The sequence below is a fragment of the Actinoplanes sichuanensis genome (assembly GCF_033097365.1).
GTDB lineage: Bacteria > Actinomycetota > Actinomycetes > Mycobacteriales > Micromonosporaceae > Actinoplanes > Actinoplanes sichuanensis.
Window position 1 is genome coordinate 1,286,169 of sequence record NZ_AP028461.1, and the last position, 20,840, is coordinate 1,307,008.

Genomic DNA, 20,840 nt, shown 5'->3' on the forward strand with positions numbered 1-20,840 from the left:
GCTTTCATCGCCTAAATCGGAGCAATTAGGACGCCGGATGGAGTCGCGTCCTTGTGGTGTCTGGTTCCGGAACTTCGCTGGCGACTCGGCCCTGACCTGGGATAACGCGGAACCGGTGCCGGAACCGGTTTCGGGAGCCATTGACACCCCTCTAACGGGCTGTCACGGTGGCTCGCAAGAGAGCGGTTTCACAGGTTGTTCCCCCGCTGGAAACCGCTTCGTCACACCCCGAGGAGTCCCGTCCCATGATCACTCCTGCCCGAAAACGGCCGCGCTCCGGCCGTACCAGAAGGATTGCTCTCGCCGTTGGTCTCGCCGGCCTGATGGCCGGCTTCGTCGCGGTGACCAGCGGCCCCGCGTCGGCCGCCGAAGTGCTCGTCTCGCAAGGCAAAGCGGCGACCGCGTCGTCCACCGAGGCGGCCGGCGCCTACCTCGCGGCCGAGGCCGTCGACGGCAACAACGGCACCCGCTGGGCCAGCACCTGGTCGGCCACCCAGTGGTTCCAGGTCGACCTCGGCGCGTCCACCGCGGTCAGCCGGATCGCGATCAACTGGGAGGCCGCGTACGCCCGCGGGTTCAACATCCAGTTCTCAGCCAACGGCAGCACCTGGACCCAGGCCTACGCCACCACGACCGGCGCCGGAGGCCAGCAGAGCATCGCGGTCTCTGGAACCGCCCGCTATGTGCGGATCAACCTGACGCAGCGGGCGCTGGACGCCTACGGATACTCCTTCTGGGAGTTCCAGGTCTACTCCGGGGACGCCCCGCCGACCGGTACCACGCGGCTGCTCTCCTACGGAAAGCCGGCGCTGGCCTCGACCTGGCAGAACGACGTCAACTGCAACCCGTGCAGCCCGGACAAGGCGTTCGACAACGACCCGGCCAGCCGCTGGGCCACCAGCTCGACGAACGGTTGGGTCGACCCGGGCTGGATCTCGGTCGACCTGGGCGCCACCGCCCAGATCAGCCAGGTCGTCCTGCAGTGGGACCCGGCCTACGCCCGCAGCTACCAGCTCCAGGTGTCGCCGGACAACGTCAACTGGACGAATTTCTACAGCACCACCACCGGTGACGGTCTGAAGGACGTCATCAACGCCACCGGCACCGGCCGGTATGTCCGGATGTACGGCACCGCCCGCAGCAGCGCCTACGGGTACTCGCTCTGGGAGTTCAGCGTCTACGGCACCGGCGGCAACCCGACCGCGCCGCCCGCCAAGCCCGCCGACCCGGTCTTCCCCGCCACCCGGCTGGTCTTCTCCGACGAGTTCAACGGCGCGGCCGGCAGCAAACCCGACACCGCGAAGTGGACGTACGACCCGGGCGTCCCGCAGAACGGCGAGGTCCAGTACTACACCCCCAACAGCGAGAACGCGTCGATGAACGGGTCGGGTTCGCTCGTCATCGAGGCCCGCCGGCAGGACTACCAGGGCCGGCAGTACACGTCGCACCGGATGAACACCGGCAACAAGTTCAGCGTCCAATACGGCCGGATCGAGGCCCGGGTCAAGGTGCCCAAGGGCAACGGGCTGTGGCCGGCGTTCTGGCTGATGGGTGACGACTTCCTGCAGGGGCGGCCGTGGCCGTACAACGGGGAGATCGACATCATGGAGGTTCTCGGCCGCAACACCAGCGAGGCTTACTCGACGCTGCACGCGCCGGCTTACAACGGAGCCGGGGGGTACGGCCAGAAGTACGCGACAGTCGACCTGTCCCAGGACTTCCACGTCTGGGCGGCCGAGTGGGACAGCAAGGGAATCCGCTTCTTCCTCGACGGCCGGCTCGTCTTCGACGCCGCCAAGGAGACCGTGGAGAACACCCGCGGCCCGTGGATCTACGACCACAAGTTCTACCTGATCCTGAACCTCGCGGTCGGCGGCGACTTCCCCGGTCCGATCGACGCCACCACCCCGTTCCCCAGCCAGATGCTGGTCGACTACGTCCGCGTCTACCAGTAGGCCCCTCACCACGGCCCGGGCAGCTGCAAGGCTGCTCGGGCCGTCGCCCGTCCGTTTTTCACCCGTCATGCTGCCCGGGTCGTCTGCCGTCCCCGCCGGCGCAGCCGGCGGGTGAATCTCGGCGGGTCGAGGACCTCTCTCAAGTCCCTTTCGATCACGGCTGCCGACGGGCGTCGTGCCGGGTCCCGGACCAGCACCGTGAGCAGCAGTGACGTCAGCGGACCGGCCAGGATCGGGGGATCCGGCGGTTCGCTGATCATCGCCCGCAGCGCGGTACCGCCGTCCCCACGCGTGTACGGCGAACGGCCCTCGACCGCGAAGTACAGCGTCGCCGCGAGCGACCAGAGGTCCCCGGCCGCACCCGCCTCCCGGGAGAGCAGCCGCTCCGGAGCGATGTAGCCGGGGGAGCCGAGCCGCGGATCGGGGCCGTCGCCGCTGATCATGGCCAGTCCGAAGTCGGTGAGCACCACCCGGTTCCCCATTGCCGCCCCGGTTCCCGAGCCGGTGAGCAGCACGTTGTCCGGTTTGACGTCGCGATGCAGCACCCCGGCGGCGTGCGCGCTGCCCAGTGCCGACAGCATCCACAGCCCGATCCGGGCCGTCTCGTCCGGCGGCAGCGGACCGCCGTCGGTGACCACCCGGTGCAGCGAACGGGACGGCACATGCTCCATCACGATCCACGACCGGTCCTCCGTGGTGAACACGTCGTAGACCCGCACCAGACCCGGATGATCCAGGCGGGCGGCGGCCCGTGCCTCCCGCACCGGGCCGCACGACCCGGCCACCTCCTTGATCGCGACGGTACGTTGCAGCAGCGTGTCGTCGGCCCGCCAGACCCGGCCCATCCCACCGGACCCGATCACCTCGAGCAGCCGATAACGACCACCCAGCTCCCCGGCCATCTGAACAACCCCCATCTCGTCGTCGACAGGGGAACCCTCGCGCCATCGGTGCGAACCCCGCCCTAGCCGACCGGGACCCCTCGCTGTCGGCGAGGCCTCCTCGTCGGTGGCAGGGATCCTTCTGCCCTCGGCTGGGATCCCTTCGCCGTCGGGAGGGATTCGGAGCCGGTTCGGTCGCGGATCGGTGCATGGTCAGGCCAGATTCACCAGTGCGTCCAGCGGGGCCGTCGGGGTCGCCGACTCGGGGGCTCGCTCGATGGTGATGCCGACGTTCGACATCGCGGGCAAGCCCTCGACGACCTGCACGGCCGCCGACTGGCCCTCGCGCAGCGCGCCCGCCGAGGCCGGTGCGCCCGATTGGATCGTCCACATCTGATAGACGCGGCCCGCGGCCGGAGCGCTGTCAGCGGCGAGCATGATCACTCCCGCATTCTGCAGCCGGGAACTCGACACGGTCACCCGACCGCCGCTTTTCAGCTGCTCGGAACGCGTCTGCACATCTGGAGCGCCGAGGATCGACCGGACTCGTGCCTCGCTCGCCTGCGCCGCCTCGAGGCGGGACTGCGCGTCCCGTACCCGCTCATCCTGAATCTGATAAACGGCCGCGCCGGCTCCGACCGCGGCGACGACCGCGGCGGCCGCGGCGACCAGGCGCAGACCGCGCCGGGACCGGGGCTGAGCGCGCGCCGGAATCGCCGGCGGCAGCTGGCGGGTGTTGCTGATCTCGGCCAGCACGTTGTCACGCAGTCGCGGCGGCGGAACCGACCAGGCACCGTCGGCGAGCCGGGCGGTCACCTCGAACAACTCGTCCGCCTCCAGGCGGCACGACTCGCAGTCACGCAGATGACGATCGAACGCGGCCCGGTCGATGTCATCGAGCGCGTCGAGCACGTAGGCACCGATCAGCGAGTGGACGTCGCTCTTCTCGTGGGGGGCGCTCATGCCGCCACCTCCGGGGTCAGGCAGTCCCGAAGCCTGATCAGACCATCTCTCATTCTGCTCTTCACCGTCGGTAACGGCACTCTCAGCAGCTCGGAGACCTGCGGATACGAGTGGCCCTGATAGAACGCCAAGGTCACCGCCTCACGCTGCACCTCGGTCAGCACCTGCAGGCAGTGCCGCACCTGCTGACGTTCCAGGCGAACCGCGACCTCATCGGCGACCTCGTCGTACGGGGTGTCCACCGAGGCGGCGCCGACCCGGGCCACCCGGTCACCGGCGGCCTGTTCGGCACGCACCCGGTCCACCGCCCGCCGGTGCGCGATCATGAAGATCCAGGCGGTCGCCGAACCCCGGTCCGGATCCCAGCGGGCCGCGGTACGCCAGATCTCCACCAGGACCTCCTGTGCCACCTCCTCGGCCTGGGCCGGATCCCGCAGCACCCGCCTGACCAGGCCGTAGACGCGTGGCGCGACCAGGTCGTACAGCCTGCCGAACGCCTTCTCGTCGCCGCGCGCCACCGACGCCAGCAACAGCCCGGCATCCGGCACCGTCTCCGGGGCCGGAACCGGAGTCAGGTACTCCGGTCGATCCCCGACGCCACGCTCTGCCATCGTTCTCCATCCCGCATCGACTCGTCCGGGTGGGGTTCGGAGCCACCCCGGCCGCGGATGGGTGCAATTTCTGCCATGTGGCTACCACGCGCGAGCCACCCCTGTCACGGCCCGATCCCGTGCCCTCCTTCCCCACGGCGTCAGCCCGGCCCCGTCGGCGCTTTCTTCTGGACCGACAGTCCGTCGGACGTGCGGCGACGCTGGTCTAGGCTCGTGGGATCTTGGACGGGCAGGGGCGGGGCGATGATGACTAGATGGCCGATTTCGGTCGCGATGGTGGCACTGTTCCTGATGGCCGGTTGTACGGATTCCGGTTCCTCCCCGCCGTCCTCGCGTGATGCCTCGCCGTCCTCGCCGGCTGCCTCGTCGCCTTCGCCGACCGTCTCCTCCGCTTCCACCGCCTCGTCGGCCGGCGGGCAGTCGGGCGCCTCGTCGGCCGGCGGGCAGCCGGGCGAGTTCGTCAACGTGGTGCGGGCCCGACTCGCGGAGATCGCCGCCGACCGCAGCGACGCGGACATCCAGGCGATCGCCGACACCGCCTGCGCCGGTCTCGCCGCCGGGAAGACCACCGACGAGATCGTGGACACCACCCGCGGTCTCGGCACCCTCGACGCCGAAGCCACCGACCACGCCACCGCTCGTGAACTGATCAAACTGGCGATCGACACCACCTGCTTCGACCAGCGCGGACGCGTCGATGAGTTCTGACACCGTCGGCCACCCGACCGGCTGCTCCTGCTGTGCGGCCCCGCTCGACCCGCTGGACTTCGACGTCCGGATCGTCGACGCCGACCCGATCCTGGCTCTGACCGAGGAGCAGCGGGCCGAGGTCCGGGGCGGCCGAAGCCTGCGGGAAGCCGACGGGATCGGCGCCTTCATCCGCTGCCTCATGCCGATCCGGCTCACCGGCGGCGGTCGTCTCACGTACTCGGCGTGGCTCAAGGTGCCCGCGGAACAGTTCCGGCACGCCCGCGAGATCTGGCAGACCGCCGAATACCCGAACCTGACCCTCACCGGCGAGATGGCCAACGCGATCCAGCCCTTCACGGAGATCTACGGGGAACCGGCGAGCGCCGCGATCCGCGACGCCGACAGCCTGCCCTACCTGTCGGCGCCCGAGGGAACCCTGTTGTGGCGGGTCCTCAACGAGGTGTGGGACCGCGACGATGTGCTGAGCCGGATCGCGGATGCGTTGCCCGTGACCGTGCGCGAGCGCATCACCACGGACTGGTCGATCCTGCGGACCGCCGGGCTGGCCCCACGCCGGCGGGGCGACGAGTTCCGGTTCGTCGGCCCCGGCCGCACGGTGGTCCTCGACATGTTCAACACACCGCCGGAGGCCGGGGCGGACGGCGCCATCGCACGGTTCACCGACGGCGCGCCCGCCCAGCGTGACGGCGAGTCCACCGAAACGCATCGCGACGTCCGATACCACGCCTTCTGGCTGACCACCCAGGTCCGGGGCCGGACTCAGTACGAGTTCTTCGGCTACGCGGCCGTGCCCGGTTCGATCGCCTGCGTCATCTGCATGTACGACGTCCCGGCCGATCTGGCGTGGGCGCAGGAGACCTGGCGTTCCCTGCGCCACCACGGCTGACGCCCTCCCCGGCCCCGGTGCTCCTCTCATCTCCGGTCGACCACCAGACCGTTGCGTGCCGTCGCGTCCCTGGTCAGGGCCATGGCCAGCGGCGCCTCCGGGAAGGTGGCGATCGCCGCCAGAGCCGCCCGCAGCTGGACCTCGCTCGCCCAGTACCAGGTATCGGTGTAGGTGTCGTCGTCCAGCCGCACCAGCACGGTCGCCGTGAGCCCCGGGTGGGTCTCCCGGACCGTGCCGATCAGTGAGGCCCGCCGGGCCAGGAACTCCTCCAGGTCGGCCGGGTCGACGGTGTAGGTGTGTGCCCGAACCGCGGTCATGGCGCTCACCAGGCGCCGGCGATCTGGCGGATCGGGGCGTTGAGACGGTTGAAGAGGTTCGTCACCGCGATCCACAGCAGGATCGAGGCCAACTGCTCCGCATTGAAGTGGTCGGCCGCCGCGTCCCATACGTCGTCCGGGACGGCATCCGCCCGGTCGGCGAGCCGGGTGACCGACTCGGCCAGGGCCAGCGCGGCCCGCTCCTCGTCGGTGTAATACGGCGTCTCCCGCCAGGCCGCCACCAGACCGATCCGATCGTCGCTGACGCCGAGCTTGCGCAGGCTTTTCAGCCCGCCGTCGACGCAGAAGCTGCACCCGTTGATCTGGCTGACCCGCAGGTGCACCAGGTCCAGCAGCTCCTGCGGAACACCCTGCGAATGAGCCGCCTTGATCAGCCCTTGGATCGGCTGCATGGCCGCCGGGATGAGCACCACTGCGTTCTTCATCCGTGCCTGCATCGTTCTCTCACTCCTCGAATGCGTGTGTCGTTCTGGTGCCTTCGAGGTTGTCCGACCGGGTTGATACATCGGCGATGCGTCCGCGATGGGCGGCCGTGCGGCCACCCATCGCGTGCCCGCCTCCGGGCCTTTCCTTCGGTTTCTGGCTGGTCAGCCGGCCAGTAGCTGCAGTGGTTGTGTCCGGAGCCGGTCGAGCGCGGCCCCCGTCTCGGTGTCGGCGGGCAGCAGGACCACCATCCGCTGATCGTCATCGGCGGCGAGCTCCAGCACCTCGTAGGCCAGCCGCAACCGGCCCGCCGCCGGGTGCGCCAGCTGGACCACGCCGCTGGCACCCGGCAGCCCGGGCACCGTCTCGACCCGCCGGGTGAAGACCTCCCCGGCGGTGACGGTGAGATCGTCGGCCAGCGCGGCGATGTGTGGATCAGCCCGGAACGGCCCCTGTTTGAGTGCCGCGACCTCCTCGTCGGCGACCCGCTCCCAATCGGGATAGGCGGCGCGGGCCCGCTCATCGGTGAGGACGAACCGAGCCACATTCGGCTGCGGCGGATCCAGCAGGCCGATCGGACCCATCAACTGCTCATATCCCGAGGTATGGGCCAGGACGTCACCGAGCCGGTTGAGCAGCACCGCCGGCGTCGGATCGAGCCGGTCGAGCACCGCTCGGACGGTCGGGCGCACCGTGCGGGCCGGTAGAGCGGTGCCGCCGAGGCAGTTGTAACCCGGATCGGACGCCTTCGTCAGCCGCAGCAGATGGGCCCGCTCGCCGGCTGACAGGAGCAGAGCACCCGCGAGGGCCGACAGCACCTGCGGCGACGGCCGGCGGTCACGACCCTGCTCGAGACGGGTCAGATACTCCACACTGACCCGGGCGATGGCGGCGACCTCGGAGCGGCGCAGACCTGGGGCACGCCGGCGTGGGCCGGCGGGCAGCCCGACCTCGGCCGGAGTGATCGCCTCCCGGCGGGTCCGCAGGAACAATCCGAGTTCGTTTTCGCTCACCATCCGACCGTAACAACGCCTCGGACCCTCAAGGTGTCCCTCCTGGTACCCCTATCAGCGGGGCCTCCACAACGGATTCCGGCCGGGGCAGTCTCGAGGCATGAACGAGAGAATCGTCTTCGGGTTCGGGGCACACACCGACATCGGCGAGGGTCCGGAGTTGCTCCGGATGGTCCGGCAGGCCGACCGGGACGGCCTCGATGTCTTCTCCCTGTCCGACCATCCCTACCTGGGCCGGCGGCTGGACGCCTACGCGACGATCGCGTTCGTGCTCGGCGCCACCCAGAGGCTGGCCGGTTTTGCGAATGTCACCAATCTGCCCACCCGGCCGCCGGCCGTGCTGGCTCGCACGGTGACGTCACTGTCCGCCGTCTCCGGCGGCCGCGTCGTGCTCGGCATGGGCGCCGGCGGCCTGTGGGACCGGATCAGTGACATGGGTGTGCCACGGCTGACGCCGCGCGAGGCCGTCGACGCCTTGGAGGAGGCGATCGTCCTGGTGCGAAAACTGTCCGGTGGGGGCTCGCCGGTCACCCACCACGGCCGCCACTACCGGGTGGAGGGCATCGAGCCGGCTCCCGTCGCGGCGCCTCCGGTGTGGACCGGCTCGGTCGGCAGGCGTTCCCTGGCCGTGACCGGCCGAGTCGCCGACGGCTGGATCCCCGGCCACGCGGCTGACTGGCTCAGCGACCGCTATCGCAGCTCACGGCCGGTCATCGACGAGGCGGCGGCGGCCGTGGGCCGCGATCCACAGCAGATCCGCACGGTGTTCAACCTTCCCGGGCGCATCACCGAGCGGTCACTGGCGGCCCCGCGGGACCGGGACGGCCGGTGGGTCGGGGGTTCCACCGGCCAATGGATCGAGGAGCTGACGTCGGCCGTCCTGGAGCACGGCGCCACCGGGTTCCTGCTGTTCTCCGCGTCCGGCGGCGCTCCCGATCCGGCCTCGCTCACCCGCTGGTCGACGGAGATCGTCCCGGCGGTCCGCGAGGCGGTAGATTCGCGGCGTGGCCCTGACCTTCCGGCTCCTGGGCCCGGTGCAGATCGTGTCTGACCGCGGAGTGGTGACGGGTGTCGCCCCACGGCACCGGGCGGTTCTGGCTTATCTGCTGCTGCACGCCGGACGGGTGATCAGCATGGATCGGCTGATCGACGCGATGTGGGGCTACGACCAGCCGGAGACGGCCCGGTCGCAGATTCACGCCGCGGTGACCGCCCTGCGTCGGGCACTGCGGACGGCCGGTGCCGAGGGGGTGCTGGAGACTCGTCCGGGCGGCTACACGGTTGTCCCCGAGAGCGGGCGGCTCGACGTCCGTGAGTTCGACGACCTGGTGTCGGCCGGCCGGTTCCGGGAGGCACTCGACCTTTGGCACGGTGAGGCGCTCGCCGACGTGCACGGCGGGTATGTGGCGAGCGCCCGTGCGCTTCTGGACGACAGGCGACTCACCGCCGTGGAGCGGCTGATGGAGTCGCAGTTGGAGGCCGGCCGGCATGCCGCGGTCGTCGACGAGTTGGCCGGTCACGTCGCCGCCGATCCGTTGCGGGAGCGGCTGGCCGGGCAGTTCGTGCTCGCCCTGCACAGATCGGGCCGGCAGGCCGACGCCCTGGCCGCGGCCAGGGCCTACCGAGCGGCACTCGCCGAGGAGCAGGGCCTCGATCCGGGTTCCGGTTTCCTCGAGTTGGAGAAGACGGTCCTCGCCGGTGGCCCGCCCACCGGCCGATCCGGGTTCCTGCCCTACGACCTACCCGACTTCGCCGGCCGTGGCGCCGAGCTCGACGCGATCCGGCCTGGCTTCCCACAGAACGTGGTCACCATCGACGGGATGGCCGGGGTCGGGAAGACGACCCTGGCGGTCCGGGCCGCGCACCGGCTGGCCGACGGCTTCCCGGACGGGCAGCTTTTCGTCGACCTGCGGGCGAACACCGCGGGTCAGGATCCGGTTGCCGCCCCCGCAGCGCTGGAGATCCTGTTGCGGCAGCTCGGGGTCACCGAGATTCCGCGTACGGAGCAGGAGCGAAGCGCGCTGTGGCGTGCCGAGACGCGACGCCGTCGAGTGCTCGTGGTGATCGACAACGCCGCGGACGAGGCGCACGTGCGCCCGCTGCTGCCGGGGGCCTCCGACAGCCTGATGCTGATCACCAGCCGGCGTCGGCTGATCGACATCGACGGCGCCCGTGCATTCTCCGTGGACGTGCTGCCCGCCGACGATGCGACCGCCCTGTTCGGGAGCATCGTGGGGGAGCGGGCCGCCGCCGAGCCCGACGCGGTCCGGGAGGTGCTCGATCTGTGCGGGCATCTGCCGCTGGCCATCCGGCTCGCCGCCGCACGGTTGCAGCACCGCCCTCGGTGGACGGTCGCCTACCTGGCCGGCCGCCTCCGCCTGGCTGATCTGGCCACCGCCGAGCGCAGCGTCACGGCCGCGTTCACCGTTTCCTACGAGCATCTGGCCGAGCCGGAGCAGCGGATGTTCCGCCTTCTCGGTCTCGCCCCCGGCCGTGACATCGAGCCGCAGGCCGCGGCCGCCCTCGCCGACCTGCCGGTGATCGAGGCGGAGGACCTACTGGAGGGCCTGCTCGACACGCACATGCTGGTGCAGCGCGAGCCCGGTCGCTACACCATGCATGACCTGCTGCGTGAGCACGCCCGCACACTGGCGGCCGAGGACGGTGCGGTGATGCGGTTGCTCGTGCACTACCTGCACCGGTCCCGGTCGGCGGTGCGGCAGCTCTACCCCGGAAACATCGGCGACCGCCCCGGCCTGCCTCCGGTGCTCACGCCGATCGAGCCGATCGCGGGGCCGGGTGAGGCGATCGGCTGGCTCGACGCCGAGCGCGGCAACATCATCGCCACGGTCGTGCACGGCCCACGGGTCTGTGTCGGCCACCTCGCGCACGCGCTCCGGCCGTATCTGGATCGGCAGGCCCACCACGACGACGCCGTCACCCTGCACACCATCGCGCTGACCCGGGGTCGTGCCAACGGCGACGCCACGGTGGAAGGCCACGCGCTCGCCGACCTGGCCTGGACCCACTGGCGGCGCGGCGACTACGAGCAGGCGCGCGTCTTCGCCGGTCAGGCTCTCACGGTGGCCTCCGACGAGTTCCCGCGGTCGTTGGCCATGCACGCGCTCGGGGACGTGGCCTGGCGGCATCGCGAGACCGAGCGGGCGGAGAGCTGCCTGAAAGAGGCCCTCGACCTGGCTCGGGTCGCCGGTGACCGGTCCCGGGAGGCGTTCGTGCTCGGCGACCTCGGCATGATCCTCGATCGGCTGGGCCGGCACGACGAGGCCCGCCGCCACCTCGATCTGGCGCTCGCCATGCACCGTAAGGATGCCAACCCGTTGGGCGAGGCGCGGGTTCTCAACCAGATCGGGCTTCTGCTGCGGCATCAGGGCCGGCCGGGGGAGGCGTCGGCCCGGCACCGGGAAGCCGGTGACCTCTACCGCGCGATGGGCAACCGGAGCGAAGGGGCGGCCGCACACAACGGGCTCGGCGAGGCCGCTCTGGCCACCGGAGATCCCGCGCGGGCCCGGACCGGGCACGAGACCGCCGTAGCGCTTGCCGAGACCGCGGGTAACCGGCCGGAACAGGCCCGGGCGCGGTACGGCCTGGCGCGTGCCCACCTCGCCCTTGCGGACTGGATACCGGCCGCCGACCAGGCGCTGGCGGCCGAACGGCTCTACCACGAGTTGGGTGTGCCCGAGGCCGGCGACGCCCGGCTACTGGTGTTGCTGGCCCGGGCGCAGCGGGCGCCCGACGATTTCGAGCCGGTTCGTGGAGCCACCGAGGAGGAGATCGGGCGGTTGGCCGCGCGATATCCGATGCCACTGCCGCTGTCGTATGTGTCCTGGCTGCGGGTCTGCGACGGGGCGACGGTCGGCCCCGGCGGGATCCACGGGATCGGCGAGGTCTTGGAGCGGCTCGACTCGTGCGACGACTGGCCACGCCAGGGCCGGATTCCGGTGGCGGGCGATGGCTGCGGCAACGACTACGTCCTCGACACGGAGTCGGGCGCGGTCTATTTCATCGACGCGATGGAGGGCGACGACTACGCCTACCGGGTGGCCGGCGACGTTCAGGACTTCGTGCGTTTCCTGCTCGAACGCGATGCCGGTCAGCTGGGTGGCCGTTCGACGTCGGCCATGTGACAGGCATCGACCCGGCGATCCGCGACACCGGCGACGAGGGTCTTCTGCCCTGGAACGTGTGATCCGCCCTCGATCAGGGTGAGCATGCGGGAAGCAGTGCGGAGACGGCGCGATCGACCGGTAGGCCAGGCCGGGCCGGGCCGGGCCGGGCCGAGCCGGGCCGAGCCGGTGATCAGTGCGGCACGGCTTGGAGGAGGTTGAGCAGGAGGGCCAGCGGCGGCCAGCCGGTTCGGCCCGCGCGGACGACGGCGTAGGTGCGCAGGATCGGCGTGGGGTCGCGTAGCGGGAGCAACCGGACGCCGGCCCGGGTCGGCTGATCGGACGGGAGCAGGCCGACACCCAGACCGGCGACGACCAGATCCTGGAGCAGAAGGAGGCTGTCGGCACGATGGGTCACCAGGGGATCGAAACCGGCCATGCCGGCGATGGTCCGGACCACCTCCTCGTCCGCGGATCCGCGGGAGTTGACGATCCATTCGGCGTCTCGGTAACGGGTGAAGACCGCGGGAGCCGGCGCGTCCAGTGGTTCGTCGCCGGAGGGTACGCCGAGCGCCCACGGCACCGACCACAGCGGGTGCGCGGTGACCGAGCGGTCCAGCGGAGCGGGCGCCAGGTTGAAGTCGTAGGTGAGGGCCAGGTCGATGTCGTCCGACGCGATCAGGGCCAGAGCTTCGGTGGGTTCGTGTTCGTGGATGCGTACCCGGACCTTCGGATGATCGTCGGCCAGACCGGCCGCGACCGGCATCAGAGACCGTCGGATCGCCGTGCCGAAACCGGCGACGCGCAGCGTGCCGGCGGGTTCCGCGGCCGGGTCCAGATCGAGTTTCGCGGCCTCGAGAGCGGCCAGGATCGTCACCGCGTGCTCGGCGAGCCGCCGTCCGGCCGGGGTCAGTCGGACCCGGCGTCCCTCCGGCTCGACCAACGGGGTTCCGGCCTCCCTGCCGAGCGCGGCGATCTGCTGGGAGACCGTCGAGGTGGTGGTGTACATCTCATCGGCGACCGCTCGCATCGATCCGAGGCGGGACAGCATAAGGAGAGTCTCCAGGCGGCGCACGTCCATGGCGCAATTGTTAAGCGGAGGCGAACGGTATGTACAGCATCATCACGTGGACGCGAACGTTCGTGGGGTCGTCTACTGGGCGGCATGACCGTCCTCGCCCCACCGGCTCGCGTCGTCGTCCGTACCGGAACTGGTTTTGCCGTTGCCTCGATGACCTGCGTGCAGCTCGGCCTCGCCGTCTCGGTCGGTCTGGCCGACGAGATCGGTGCGCTCGGTGTGGTGTGGCTCCGACTGGCGTGGGCGGGCCTGATCCTGCTGGTCCTGGCTCATCCCGCGGTGACCGCGACGATGCGGTCCGCGGCCCGTCGGGTCACCGGCCGCCCGACGGAGCCGGACGTCCGAACCCCGATCAGCCGGTCCGGGCTGATCGGAGCGATCGCGCTCGGTGTGGTCACCGCCGGAGTGACGCTGCTGTTCATGCTGGCGGTGGCCCGTCTGCCGCTGGGCACCGCGAGTGCTCTGGAGTTCCTCGGTCCGCTCGGCGTCGCGGTGTTCCGCGGCCGCAGCGTGCTCTGGCCACTGGTGGCCGGGGCGGGCGTGCTGCTGCTGACCTCGCCCTGGCAGAGCGACGTCGATCTGGTCGGTGTCGCGTTCGCGCTGGGGGCGGCCGCCTGCTGGGCCGGGTACATCCTGCTCACCCAGCATGTCGGCGACGAGGTGTCGGGCCTCCGCGGCCTGGCGATCTCGATGCCGGTGGCGGGCCTGGTCGCCACTCTGGTGGCCGCCCCGTCCGCGATCGGCTCCATGACCCCGGGGATCGTGGTGACCGGCCTGTTCCTGGCGGTGCTGCTGCCGGTGGTGCCGTTCGTCCTGGAGTTCCTGGCGCTGCGACGACTGACGACCGCCGCCTTCGGCACCCTGATGAGCCTGGAACCGGCGATCGCGGTGCTGGTCGGCTTCGTGCTACTGCACCAGGCCCCCGGCTGGACGGCCCTGGCCGGCATCGCCATGGTGGTGACGGCCGGCATCGGCGCCGAACGCTCCGGCGCCCGCTGACCGGAGATCTGATCAACGGGGCCGGAGATCTGATCAGTGGGGCCGGAGATTTAATCAGTGGCGCACGACCCACCCGGCTGGTGAAATGCCGGGGACCTCGCACCCAGACAGGAAAGGAGGACGAGCGATGTACCGCATGACATTCGCGCTCACCTCCGGCCGGGCACAGCGCTGACCCCAGCCACCCGGCCACGGAGTGGGCGCCTCTCTCCAGGAGAACGCCTTGACACCGTTGACCATCCGGACCGCCGGAATGCCCGGCGAGCTGGACCTCTTCAACTCCTTCCCGTACCCCTTGAACTCGGAGATCATCGGTGACCTGACCGCCGGGCGCCGCCGCCCGGAGTGGTTGTGGCTGGCCCTGCGCGGCGACCGGGTGGTCGCCCGCGCCGCCTGGTGGTCCCGGCCCGGAGACGAACATCCGCTGGTCATGGACATGCTCGATGTGGCCGAGGGCCACGAGGCCGACGCGGTCCAGCTGGTGACGACGGCGTTGCCCGACCCCGCGCCCGAGTTCACCCGCTTCCTCCCACCAGACTGGCGGCGTTCCGAAGCCGACACCTGGATGTCGGTGCTGGAGGAGTGCGGCGCGAAACCGTTCGTGGAGCGGCTGCGCCTGCAATGGGATCCCAGGACCCCGATCCCGGCACCGACCGGCCGCCTCACCTTCCGCCCACCTCGCGAGGGCGAGCTGGTCGACCTGATGACGCTGGTCGTGGCCGGTTCGCTCGATGCGCACACCCGTGACGAGCTGACCCGGATGACCCCGCGCGAGTGTGCCGAAGAGCAGTACCGCACCGAGCTGACCCAGTATCCGAGCCCTCCGGAGTGGTGGCGGATCGCGACCCTGCCCGACGGTGATCCGGTCGGTTTCGTGATCCCGGCGCACAACGGCTACAACCCGATCATCGCCTACATCGGGATCGTCCCCGCTCATCGCGGCCGCGGCCACATCGATGATCTGCTCGCCGAGGGCACCCGCATCCTCGCCGCCGAGGACGTGCCCCGGATCCGGGCGGCCACCGATGTCGGAAACACTCCGATGGCGGCCGCTTTCGCCCGATCCGGCTACCGCACGTTCCAGCGTCAGGTCGACATGATCTGGTAGGCGTGTGACCCACGTCGAGATCAACGGCGACGCCCCGTCCGTCGAGGCGCTGCACCAGGCCGCTGCCTGGGGGTTCGGCCACTACACGTCCATGCAGGTGCGCGGGCGTGCGGTGGCCGGGCTCGACCTGCACCTGGCCCGGCTGCGCGAGGCGTCCGCGGAACTCTTCCCGGACGACCCCGCGCCGCCGGACGGCATGGTCATCGAGCTGATCGGCCACGCGCTACGTGCCGAACGCGACGCGTCGGTGCGGGTCACGATCCTGCCCGGCATGGACGTCATGGTCTCGGTGAGCGCTCCGGCCGTCGAGACCCCGAGACCACCGTTGCGGGTGCGCACGGTCCGATTCGGACGTGACCTGCCACACCTGAAACATCGCGGCACACTCGCGCAGACCCACCTGGCCATGGAGGCGCGCCGAGCTGGTTTCGACGACGTCCTGTTCCTCGGCCCCGGCGACGTGATCTCCGAGGGCTCGGTCTGGAACGTGGTCTTCTGGGACGGCGACCGAGTCGTCTGGCCGCAGGCACCGATGCTGGCCGGCATCACCATGCAGGTCCTGCGCCGCACCCTGACCAGCCTGGACGTCCCACAGATCACCCGCCCGATCTCGCTACCCGAGACGGCCGGCCTGCCGGCCGCCGCCGCGACGAATTCGCACTTCCCCGACCAGGCGATCCAAACGATCGACGAGATCGATTTCCCGTTGTACGGCCACCTGACCACGATTCTGCGAAAAGGCTGGAACGCGGTCCCGTGGCAGGCGATCGTCTGACCCTGAGGCGGCCGGAAAGTGTCGTACCCCTCCGGCAGGATCACGCCATGAGTCGGACCGAGGTGCTTCCGGTTCGGTGGCTGCGGTGGTGGGCTGCCGTGACCGGGTCACCAGTTGTGCAGGGTGCCGTCCTCCAGGCGGTTCACCGGCAGGGCCGCGGGGCGGTAGGGATATTGCGCGGCCAGCCCCTCGTCGATGTCGACCCCGAGCCCGGGCTCCTCGGACGGGTGCAGGTATCCGTCGGCGAAGTGGTATCCGTGTGGGAAGACGGCGTCGGTGGCCTCGGTGTGGCGCATGTATTCCTGCAGGCCGAAGTTGGGGATGGCCACGTCCAGATGCAGTGCCGCGGCCATGCAGACCGGCGAGAGATCGGTCGCCCCGTGCGACCCGCTGCGCACGTGGTAGAGGTTCGCCAGGTCGAAGATGCGGCGCAGGTGGCTGATCCCGCCGGCGTGCACGACAGTCGCGCGGATGTAATCGATGAGCTGTTCGCTGATCAGCTGCTGGCAGTCCCAGATCGTGTTGAAGACCTCGCCCACCGCGATCGGCGTGGTGGTGTGCTGCCGGATCAGGCGGAAACCCTCCTGGAGCTCGGCCGGCACCGGGTCCTCGATCCAGGTCAGGTTGTAGGGCTCCAGGCTGCGGCCGAGCCGGGCCGCCTCGATCGGGGTGAGCCGGTGGTGCACGTCGTGCAGCAGTTTCAGAGTCGGGCCGAACTCGTCACGGACCCGGGCGAAGACCTCCGGCACGTGATCGAGGTACTGGGCGGTGGACCAGGTGTTCTCGGTCGGCAGGGCGGCGTCCGCCGGTTCGTAGAAGAGCCGGTCCTTGGACACCCCGTAGGTGCTGGCCAGCCCCGGAATCCCGGTCTGCACCCGGACGGCCCGGTAACCGAGATCGACGTAGTTCGCGATCTCCGGCAGCACGTCGTCGACGGTGTCGGCGTTGGCGTGGCCGTAAACCGTGACGCCGTCCCGCGACCGCCCGCCGAGCAGTTGATAGACCGGCAGCCCGGCGACCTTGCCCTTGATGTCCCACAGGGCCGTGTCGACGGCCGCGATGGCCGACATGGTCACCGGCCCACGCCGCCAGTAGGCGCCCCGGTACAGGTACTGCCAGGTGTCCTCGATCCGGGAGGCGTCGCGCCCGATGAGCGCCGGCACCACGTGCTCCTGGAGGTAGGCGGCGACGGCCAGCTCCCGGCCGTTGAGGGTCGCGTCGCCGACCCCGTACACGCCCGACGACGTCACGATCTTGAGGGTGACGAAGTTGCGGTCCGGGCAGGTCACGATCACCCGGGCGTCGGCGATTTTCACTGTTTTCCTCCTGAGGCGGGTGCCAGGAGATTCGACTTTATCGATCTCGTTCGACTCGGCCAACCATTCACGGGTGCTCATGCGTTGGATAGGTGTGGACAGCGACTTCGCCGCCTTCGTCGAGGCACGACAGCACCGGCTGCTGCGCTCGGCGTACCTGGTCTGCGGCGACCACCATCTCGCCGAGGACCTGTTACAGGGTGCCCTGGTCAAACTCGCCCTGCGGTGGAGCCGGGTGCGCGAGGGCGATCCGGAGGCCTTCCTGCGCACGGTGATGTACCGGGACGCGGTCTCCTGGTGGCGACGCTTCCGTCGGGAGCACCTCAGCGATGCGCCGCCGGAGCGCCCGTCCGGTGGCGACGACGTGCCGAGCCGGCTGGTCTTCGAGGCGGCGCTACGACGACTGCCGCCACGACAGCGGGCGGTGCTGGTGCTGCGCTACTTCGACGACCTCACCGAGGCCCGCACCGCGGAGATCCTCGGTGTCACCGTCGGCACGGTGAAGAGCCAGGCCAGCGCGGCCCTGCGGAAACTGCGGGAGCTGGCCCCGGAACTCGGTGACATGGCCGGAAAGGAACGATGATGACGACTGACCGGCTCACCGAGCTGCTCGAGCAGAGTTCCGCGGACGTCAGTCCGCCGTCGTTCGCCGCGACCGCCTGGGCCACCGCCCGCCGGGTGCGCCGGCGTCGTCAGGTGATGGCGTCGGTGGCCGCGTTCGCCGCGGTCGTCGCCGTCACGGTGCCGCTGCGTGACCGGGGTGGCGACGACATCGTTCCGGCTCCGCCGGCCCCGTCGGCCACGCCGTCGGTGCCCACTTCCGGGGTCGACGTGATGCCGGAGAAACCGGTCCGGCGTGCGCTCGCGCCACTGCCCGCCGACTTCACGATTCCGGCTGATGCCCCGAGGCTGTCCGGGCATCCGGTGGAGCGGGCGGTGGCGGTGGTTCAGGAGAACGATCCGGATTCGGCGGACCGGTCGATGCGGCCGCTGCACGTTCTCGACGCGGCGGGGCAGTGGGTGCGGATCGATGTGGGCGAACTGGGGCGTACCCATGATGAGAGTGGCAACGAGGCGGACCCGCTGCGCGGCAACTCCCTCTCCCCGGATGGGCGTCGCGTCGCCGTGCCCCAGCCGGATGCGCTCGTGGTGATCGATCTGCCCGCCGCGAAGGTGCATCGGATCCCGGTGCCCGGCCTGAACGAGCAGGTCATGTGGTCGGGCAACGGCGTCGTGTTCGTCGGGCAGGGGTCCGCCGGTGTGGTCCGGGTCGACTGGGCCACCGGGGTCGTCACCCCGGAGCCGGCGGCGATGTCGGCCTGGAACGGCGGCGGGAGCGCCATCGCGCCGGCCGAGATCGCGGAGTTGATCGGGGCTGACGGCGGCCGCGCGGTCCGGGTGTGGCGTCCGGGAGAGGCGGACCCGGTGCGCGCGGTTCCGGTCGACTTCCGGCTGGTCAAGCCATCGGGCTATGGCGTCAGCGAGTGGGAGGGCCCAGCCGTGCCCGACGGTGTGGGGCGGATCGCCGCCGCCGCGTGGGGTGACCATGCGCCGTCCGACGGCAGCCCGCAGAACTACGGCGGCGTGCAGATGCTGACCGTGGTCGACACGACCACCGGTCTGGTGGAACGGCTGCTCGATCTCGGTTCGGACCGGTGGAAGAGCTGCTGCCGGGCCCTCGACTGGATCGACGACGGTCAGACCCTGCTGGCACAGACCGAACGAGAGGGCCTGATCACCTGGAACACCCGGACCGGCGAGATCACCCAGATCACCGCCGGCCCGTTCCGGGGCACCATCTCGATGAGGCTGCCGTGATGCTGCTCCGCGCCGACCTACTTGTGGTTGACGCCGTGCATCAGGGCGAGGATGGCCCGGTTGAGCGGTACCGGGACACCGTGCTGTTCGCCGAGGCGGACGACCGCACCGGTGATCAGTTCGTGTTCGGTGGCCCGGCCGGCCAGCCGGTCGTAGAGCATCGAGGTGCCGTCGTCGCCGGCGAATCCGTCGTAGATGTCCAGCGTGTGCTCGAGGTCGGCGTCGGAGAGGCGGGCGCCGGCGGCCCGGCCCACGGCGATCGCCTCGTCCAGCAGGGCCCGGGTCAGCTCGCGGACCGCCGGTTCGTGCTGGATGACCGACATCCGCTTCATGGTCAAGGAGGTCACCGGGTTGGCGCCGACGTTCGTGAGCAGCTTGCGCCACGCCGCTGTGGAGAAGTCGGCGACCCGTTCGACGTGCAGCCACGACCCGTCGAGCAGTGCCGCGAACCGGTCCGCCGGATCGGTCGCGCCGGTGCTGGTGGTGACCCGGCGGCCGGCGATGGTGGCGGACGGCTCGTCGAAGGTCGCCCGTGCTCCGTCACGTGCGGTGCCCGGCGCACCCGGGACGGTGATTCGCGCGCCCATCCGGTGCAGGACATGCCCGGGGCCCAGCGACTCGGCGGCCACGTAGACCAGCGCCGGCAGCACCCGGGTGCCGCGCGGGACCAGCGGCCCGATGCGTTCGGCGTGGTCCACCCCGTTCTGCAGCACCACCACCGTGGTGCTCGGCCCGATCAACGGCCCGAACCACGCGGCGGCACCCGCTGCGTCCTGCGCCTTCGTGGCCAGCAGCACCCAGTCGACCTCGGTCGCCTCGGACGGGTCGACGAGAACCGGCACGTCGATCTCGCGCACGCTGTCGGCGCGTTCGACGACCAGGCGATCGATCGGCCGTCGCGCACAGACGACGACGTCGTGCCCGGCGTCCACCGCGGCGGCGGCGACCACCGTGCCGACCGCACCGGCCCCGATCACCGCGATGCGGGTCCGTCTTGTGGACATTCCAGCCTCCCGATCAAACTAACTGAGAAGATTTTCTCAGTTCCCAGTTTGCGGGAGTTCCTTTTCGTCGTTGTTACGCGCCCGGAAAACCGGGGTGATGCCGCCCACTTCTAAGATCACCGGATGAGTGACAGGCCGCGGCGCGGTGACGCCCGGATGCGCCGGGCAGCACTACTGGCCGCCGTCGGGGAGTTGCTCGCCGAGCGTGGACCCGGGTTTCCGCTGGCCGAGGCGGCCGGGCTGGCCGGGATCTCGACCGCCACCGCCTACCGCAACTTCTCCGACACGGCGAGCGCGATCGACGCGTTCTATGCCGAGCTCAGCGGCCAACTCCTGGAGGCCTTCGACACGCTCCCGGCCGGAGCCGACCCGGTCGCCGACATCCGCGCGGTCTGCCACGAATGGGTGGCGCAAGCATCCAAGTGGGGCGCCGCCGCGGTGCACGTCCGCTCCCCGCGCGGTGTGCTCGCCCGGCGCGAGGACTCCTTCGTCGGGGGCCTCTACGAACGCCTCGGTGGGCTGGTCGGACGGGCGATCGACAGTGGCGCCGCCCCCTCGCAGGATGTCCGGTTCGCCATCCTGATGTGGGTCACGATCTTCGACGAACGAGTCGTCGTCGACCTGACCCACACCCTCGGGTGGACCATGCAGCAGGTCGCCGACCATCTCACCGGCGCCCTGCTGCGAGTCCTCGGCATTCCCGCGGCCACCTGACCGCGGCGACGAACCGGGCAGGACGGCGCCGCGGCGGCCGAGGCACGGGGATCGCCGCGGTCGAGGCGCGGCGGCCAAGGTACGGCGGTCGCGGCGGCCGAGGTGCGGGTCGCGGTGGCGGCG

Annotated in this window: 20 protein-coding genes; 11 read left to right on the forward strand and 9 right to left on the reverse strand. The window is 70.6% G+C overall.

What is annotated here, in order from left to right; genetic code table 11:
• Nucleotides 1-245 precede the first annotated feature (245 nt).
• Nucleotides 246-1,955, forward strand: coding sequence for a galactose-binding domain-containing protein (locus tag Q0Z83_RS05580; protein WP_317792707.1), 1,710 nt, complete (start codon nucleotides 246-248; stop codon nucleotides 1,953-1,955).
• Nucleotides 1,956-2,020: 65 nt separating this feature from the next.
• Here Q0Z83_RS05580 and Q0Z83_RS05585 read toward each other — a convergent pair whose 3' ends face one another.
• From Q0Z83_RS05585 to sigK, 3 genes are all read right to left on the reverse strand, one after another.
• Nucleotides 2,021-2,857, reverse strand: a complete 837-nt coding sequence (locus Q0Z83_RS05585) for a serine/threonine-protein kinase (protein ID WP_317792708.1) — start codon at nucleotides 2,855-2,857, stop codon at nucleotides 2,021-2,023.
• 192 nt (nucleotides 2,858-3,049) lie between these two features.
• Nucleotides 3,050-3,799: an anti-sigma factor gene (locus Q0Z83_RS05590; RefSeq protein ID WP_317792709.1), complete on the reverse strand. Its 750-nt coding sequence runs from the start codon at nucleotides 3,797-3,799 to the stop codon at nucleotides 3,050-3,052.
• Nucleotides 3,796-4,410: an ECF RNA polymerase sigma factor SigK gene (sigK, locus tag Q0Z83_RS05595; protein ID WP_317792710.1), complete on the reverse strand. Its 615-nt coding sequence runs from the start codon at nucleotides 4,408-4,410 to the stop codon at nucleotides 3,796-3,798. Before sigK ends, Q0Z83_RS05590 begins: the two co-directional genes overlap by 4 nt.
• A gap of 246 nt (nucleotides 4,411-4,656) precedes the next feature.
• Between sigK and Q0Z83_RS05600 the strand changes: the two genes are divergently transcribed.
• Nucleotides 4,657-5,118, forward strand: coding sequence for a hypothetical protein (locus tag Q0Z83_RS05600; RefSeq protein ID WP_317792711.1), 462 nt, complete (start codon nucleotides 4,657-4,659; stop codon nucleotides 5,116-5,118).
• Nucleotides 5,108-6,007, forward strand: a complete 900-nt coding sequence (locus Q0Z83_RS05605) for a DUF2199 domain-containing protein (protein ID WP_317792712.1) — start codon at nucleotides 5,108-5,110, stop codon at nucleotides 6,005-6,007. The genes Q0Z83_RS05600 and Q0Z83_RS05605 overlap by 11 nt, the downstream gene beginning before the upstream one ends.
• 26 nt (nucleotides 6,008-6,033) lie before the next feature.
• On the opposite strand, the gene Q0Z83_RS05610 is transcribed toward Q0Z83_RS05605, so the two are convergent.
• From Q0Z83_RS05610 to Q0Z83_RS05620, 3 genes are all read right to left on the reverse strand, one after another.
• Nucleotides 6,034-6,324, reverse strand: a complete 291-nt coding sequence (locus Q0Z83_RS05610; RefSeq protein WP_317792713.1) for a hypothetical protein — start codon at nucleotides 6,322-6,324, stop codon at nucleotides 6,034-6,036.
• Between the two features lie 5 nt (nucleotides 6,325-6,329).
• Nucleotides 6,330-6,770, reverse strand: a complete 441-nt coding sequence (locus Q0Z83_RS05615) for a carboxymuconolactone decarboxylase family protein (protein WP_317792714.1) — start codon at nucleotides 6,768-6,770, stop codon at nucleotides 6,330-6,332.
• A 162-nt stretch (nucleotides 6,771-6,932) separates the two neighbouring features.
• Entirely contained in the window at nucleotides 6,933-7,784 is an 852-nt protein-coding gene (locus Q0Z83_RS05620) for a helix-turn-helix transcriptional regulator (RefSeq protein WP_317792715.1), read from the reverse strand.
• A gap of 97 nt (nucleotides 7,785-7,881) precedes the next feature.
• Here Q0Z83_RS05620 and Q0Z83_RS05625 point away from each other — a divergent pair, with 97 nt between their 5' ends.
• Both Q0Z83_RS05625 and Q0Z83_RS05630 read left to right on the forward strand, forming a co-directional pair.
• Entirely contained in the window at nucleotides 7,882-8,832 is a 951-nt protein-coding gene (locus Q0Z83_RS05625; RefSeq protein ID WP_317792716.1) for an LLM class flavin-dependent oxidoreductase, read from the forward strand.
• Nucleotides 8,786-11,926: a BTAD domain-containing putative transcriptional regulator gene (locus Q0Z83_RS05630; protein ID WP_317792717.1), complete on the forward strand. Its 3,141-nt coding sequence runs from the start codon at nucleotides 8,786-8,788 to the stop codon at nucleotides 11,924-11,926. Before Q0Z83_RS05625 ends, Q0Z83_RS05630 begins: the two co-directional genes overlap by 47 nt.
• A 172-nt stretch (nucleotides 11,927-12,098) precedes the next feature.
• Here Q0Z83_RS05630 and Q0Z83_RS05635 read toward each other — a convergent pair whose 3' ends face one another.
• Nucleotides 12,099-12,986 (reverse strand): LysR family transcriptional regulator, encoded by an 888-nt coding sequence (locus tag Q0Z83_RS05635; RefSeq protein WP_317792718.1) that lies wholly within the window; start codon nucleotides 12,984-12,986, stop codon nucleotides 12,099-12,101.
• A gap of 150 nt (nucleotides 12,987-13,136) precedes the next feature.
• Here Q0Z83_RS05635 and Q0Z83_RS05640 point away from each other — a divergent pair, with 150 nt between their 5' ends.
• From Q0Z83_RS05640 to Q0Z83_RS05650, 3 genes are all read left to right on the forward strand, one after another.
• Nucleotides 13,137-13,982, forward strand: a complete 846-nt coding sequence (locus Q0Z83_RS05640) for an EamA family transporter (protein WP_317792719.1) — start codon at nucleotides 13,137-13,139, stop codon at nucleotides 13,980-13,982.
• A 223-nt stretch (nucleotides 13,983-14,205) separates the two neighbouring features.
• Nucleotides 14,206-15,090: a GNAT family N-acetyltransferase gene (locus Q0Z83_RS05645; protein WP_317792720.1), complete on the forward strand. Its 885-nt coding sequence runs from the start codon at nucleotides 14,206-14,208 to the stop codon at nucleotides 15,088-15,090.
• 4 nt (nucleotides 15,091-15,094) lie between these two features.
• Nucleotides 15,095-15,865, forward strand: coding sequence for an aminotransferase class IV (locus Q0Z83_RS05650; RefSeq protein WP_317792721.1), 771 nt, complete (start codon nucleotides 15,095-15,097; stop codon nucleotides 15,863-15,865).
• A 107-nt stretch (nucleotides 15,866-15,972) separates the two neighbouring features.
• Here Q0Z83_RS05650 and manD read toward each other — a convergent pair whose 3' ends face one another.
• On the reverse strand, nucleotides 15,973-17,181 hold the full coding sequence (manD, locus tag Q0Z83_RS05655) for a D-mannonate dehydratase ManD (protein WP_317792722.1): 1,209 nt from the start codon (nucleotides 17,179-17,181) through the stop codon (nucleotides 15,973-15,975).
• A gap of 79 nt (nucleotides 17,182-17,260) precedes the next feature.
• Here manD and Q0Z83_RS05660 point away from each other — a divergent pair, with 79 nt between their 5' ends.
• Together Q0Z83_RS05660 and Q0Z83_RS05665 are read left to right on the forward strand one after the other, a co-directional pair.
• A complete protein-coding gene (locus tag Q0Z83_RS05660; protein ID WP_317797037.1) occupies nucleotides 17,261-17,764 on the forward strand; it encodes a SigE family RNA polymerase sigma factor in 504 nt (167 codons plus the stop codon).
• The gene (locus tag Q0Z83_RS05665; protein ID WP_317792723.1) at nucleotides 17,764-18,999 is read left to right on the forward strand and encodes a hypothetical protein; all 1,236 of its coding nucleotides are present in this window, start codon (nucleotides 17,764-17,766) and stop codon (nucleotides 18,997-18,999) included. Before Q0Z83_RS05660 ends, Q0Z83_RS05665 begins: the two co-directional genes overlap by 1 nt.
• Before the next feature lie 17 nt (nucleotides 19,000-19,016).
• On the opposite strand, the gene Q0Z83_RS05670 is transcribed toward Q0Z83_RS05665, so the two are convergent.
• Complete coding sequence (locus Q0Z83_RS05670; RefSeq protein ID WP_317792724.1) at nucleotides 19,017-20,003, reverse strand: 2-dehydropantoate 2-reductase; 987 nt, start codon at nucleotides 20,001-20,003, stop codon at nucleotides 19,017-19,019.
• Nucleotides 20,004-20,126: 123 nt separating this feature from the next.
• On the opposite strand from Q0Z83_RS05670, the gene Q0Z83_RS05675 reads away from it, so the two are divergent.
• A complete protein-coding gene (locus Q0Z83_RS05675) occupies nucleotides 20,127-20,717 on the forward strand; it encodes a TetR/AcrR family transcriptional regulator (protein WP_317792725.1) in 591 nt (196 codons plus the stop codon).
• Nucleotides 20,718-20,840: the final 123 nt, after the last annotated feature.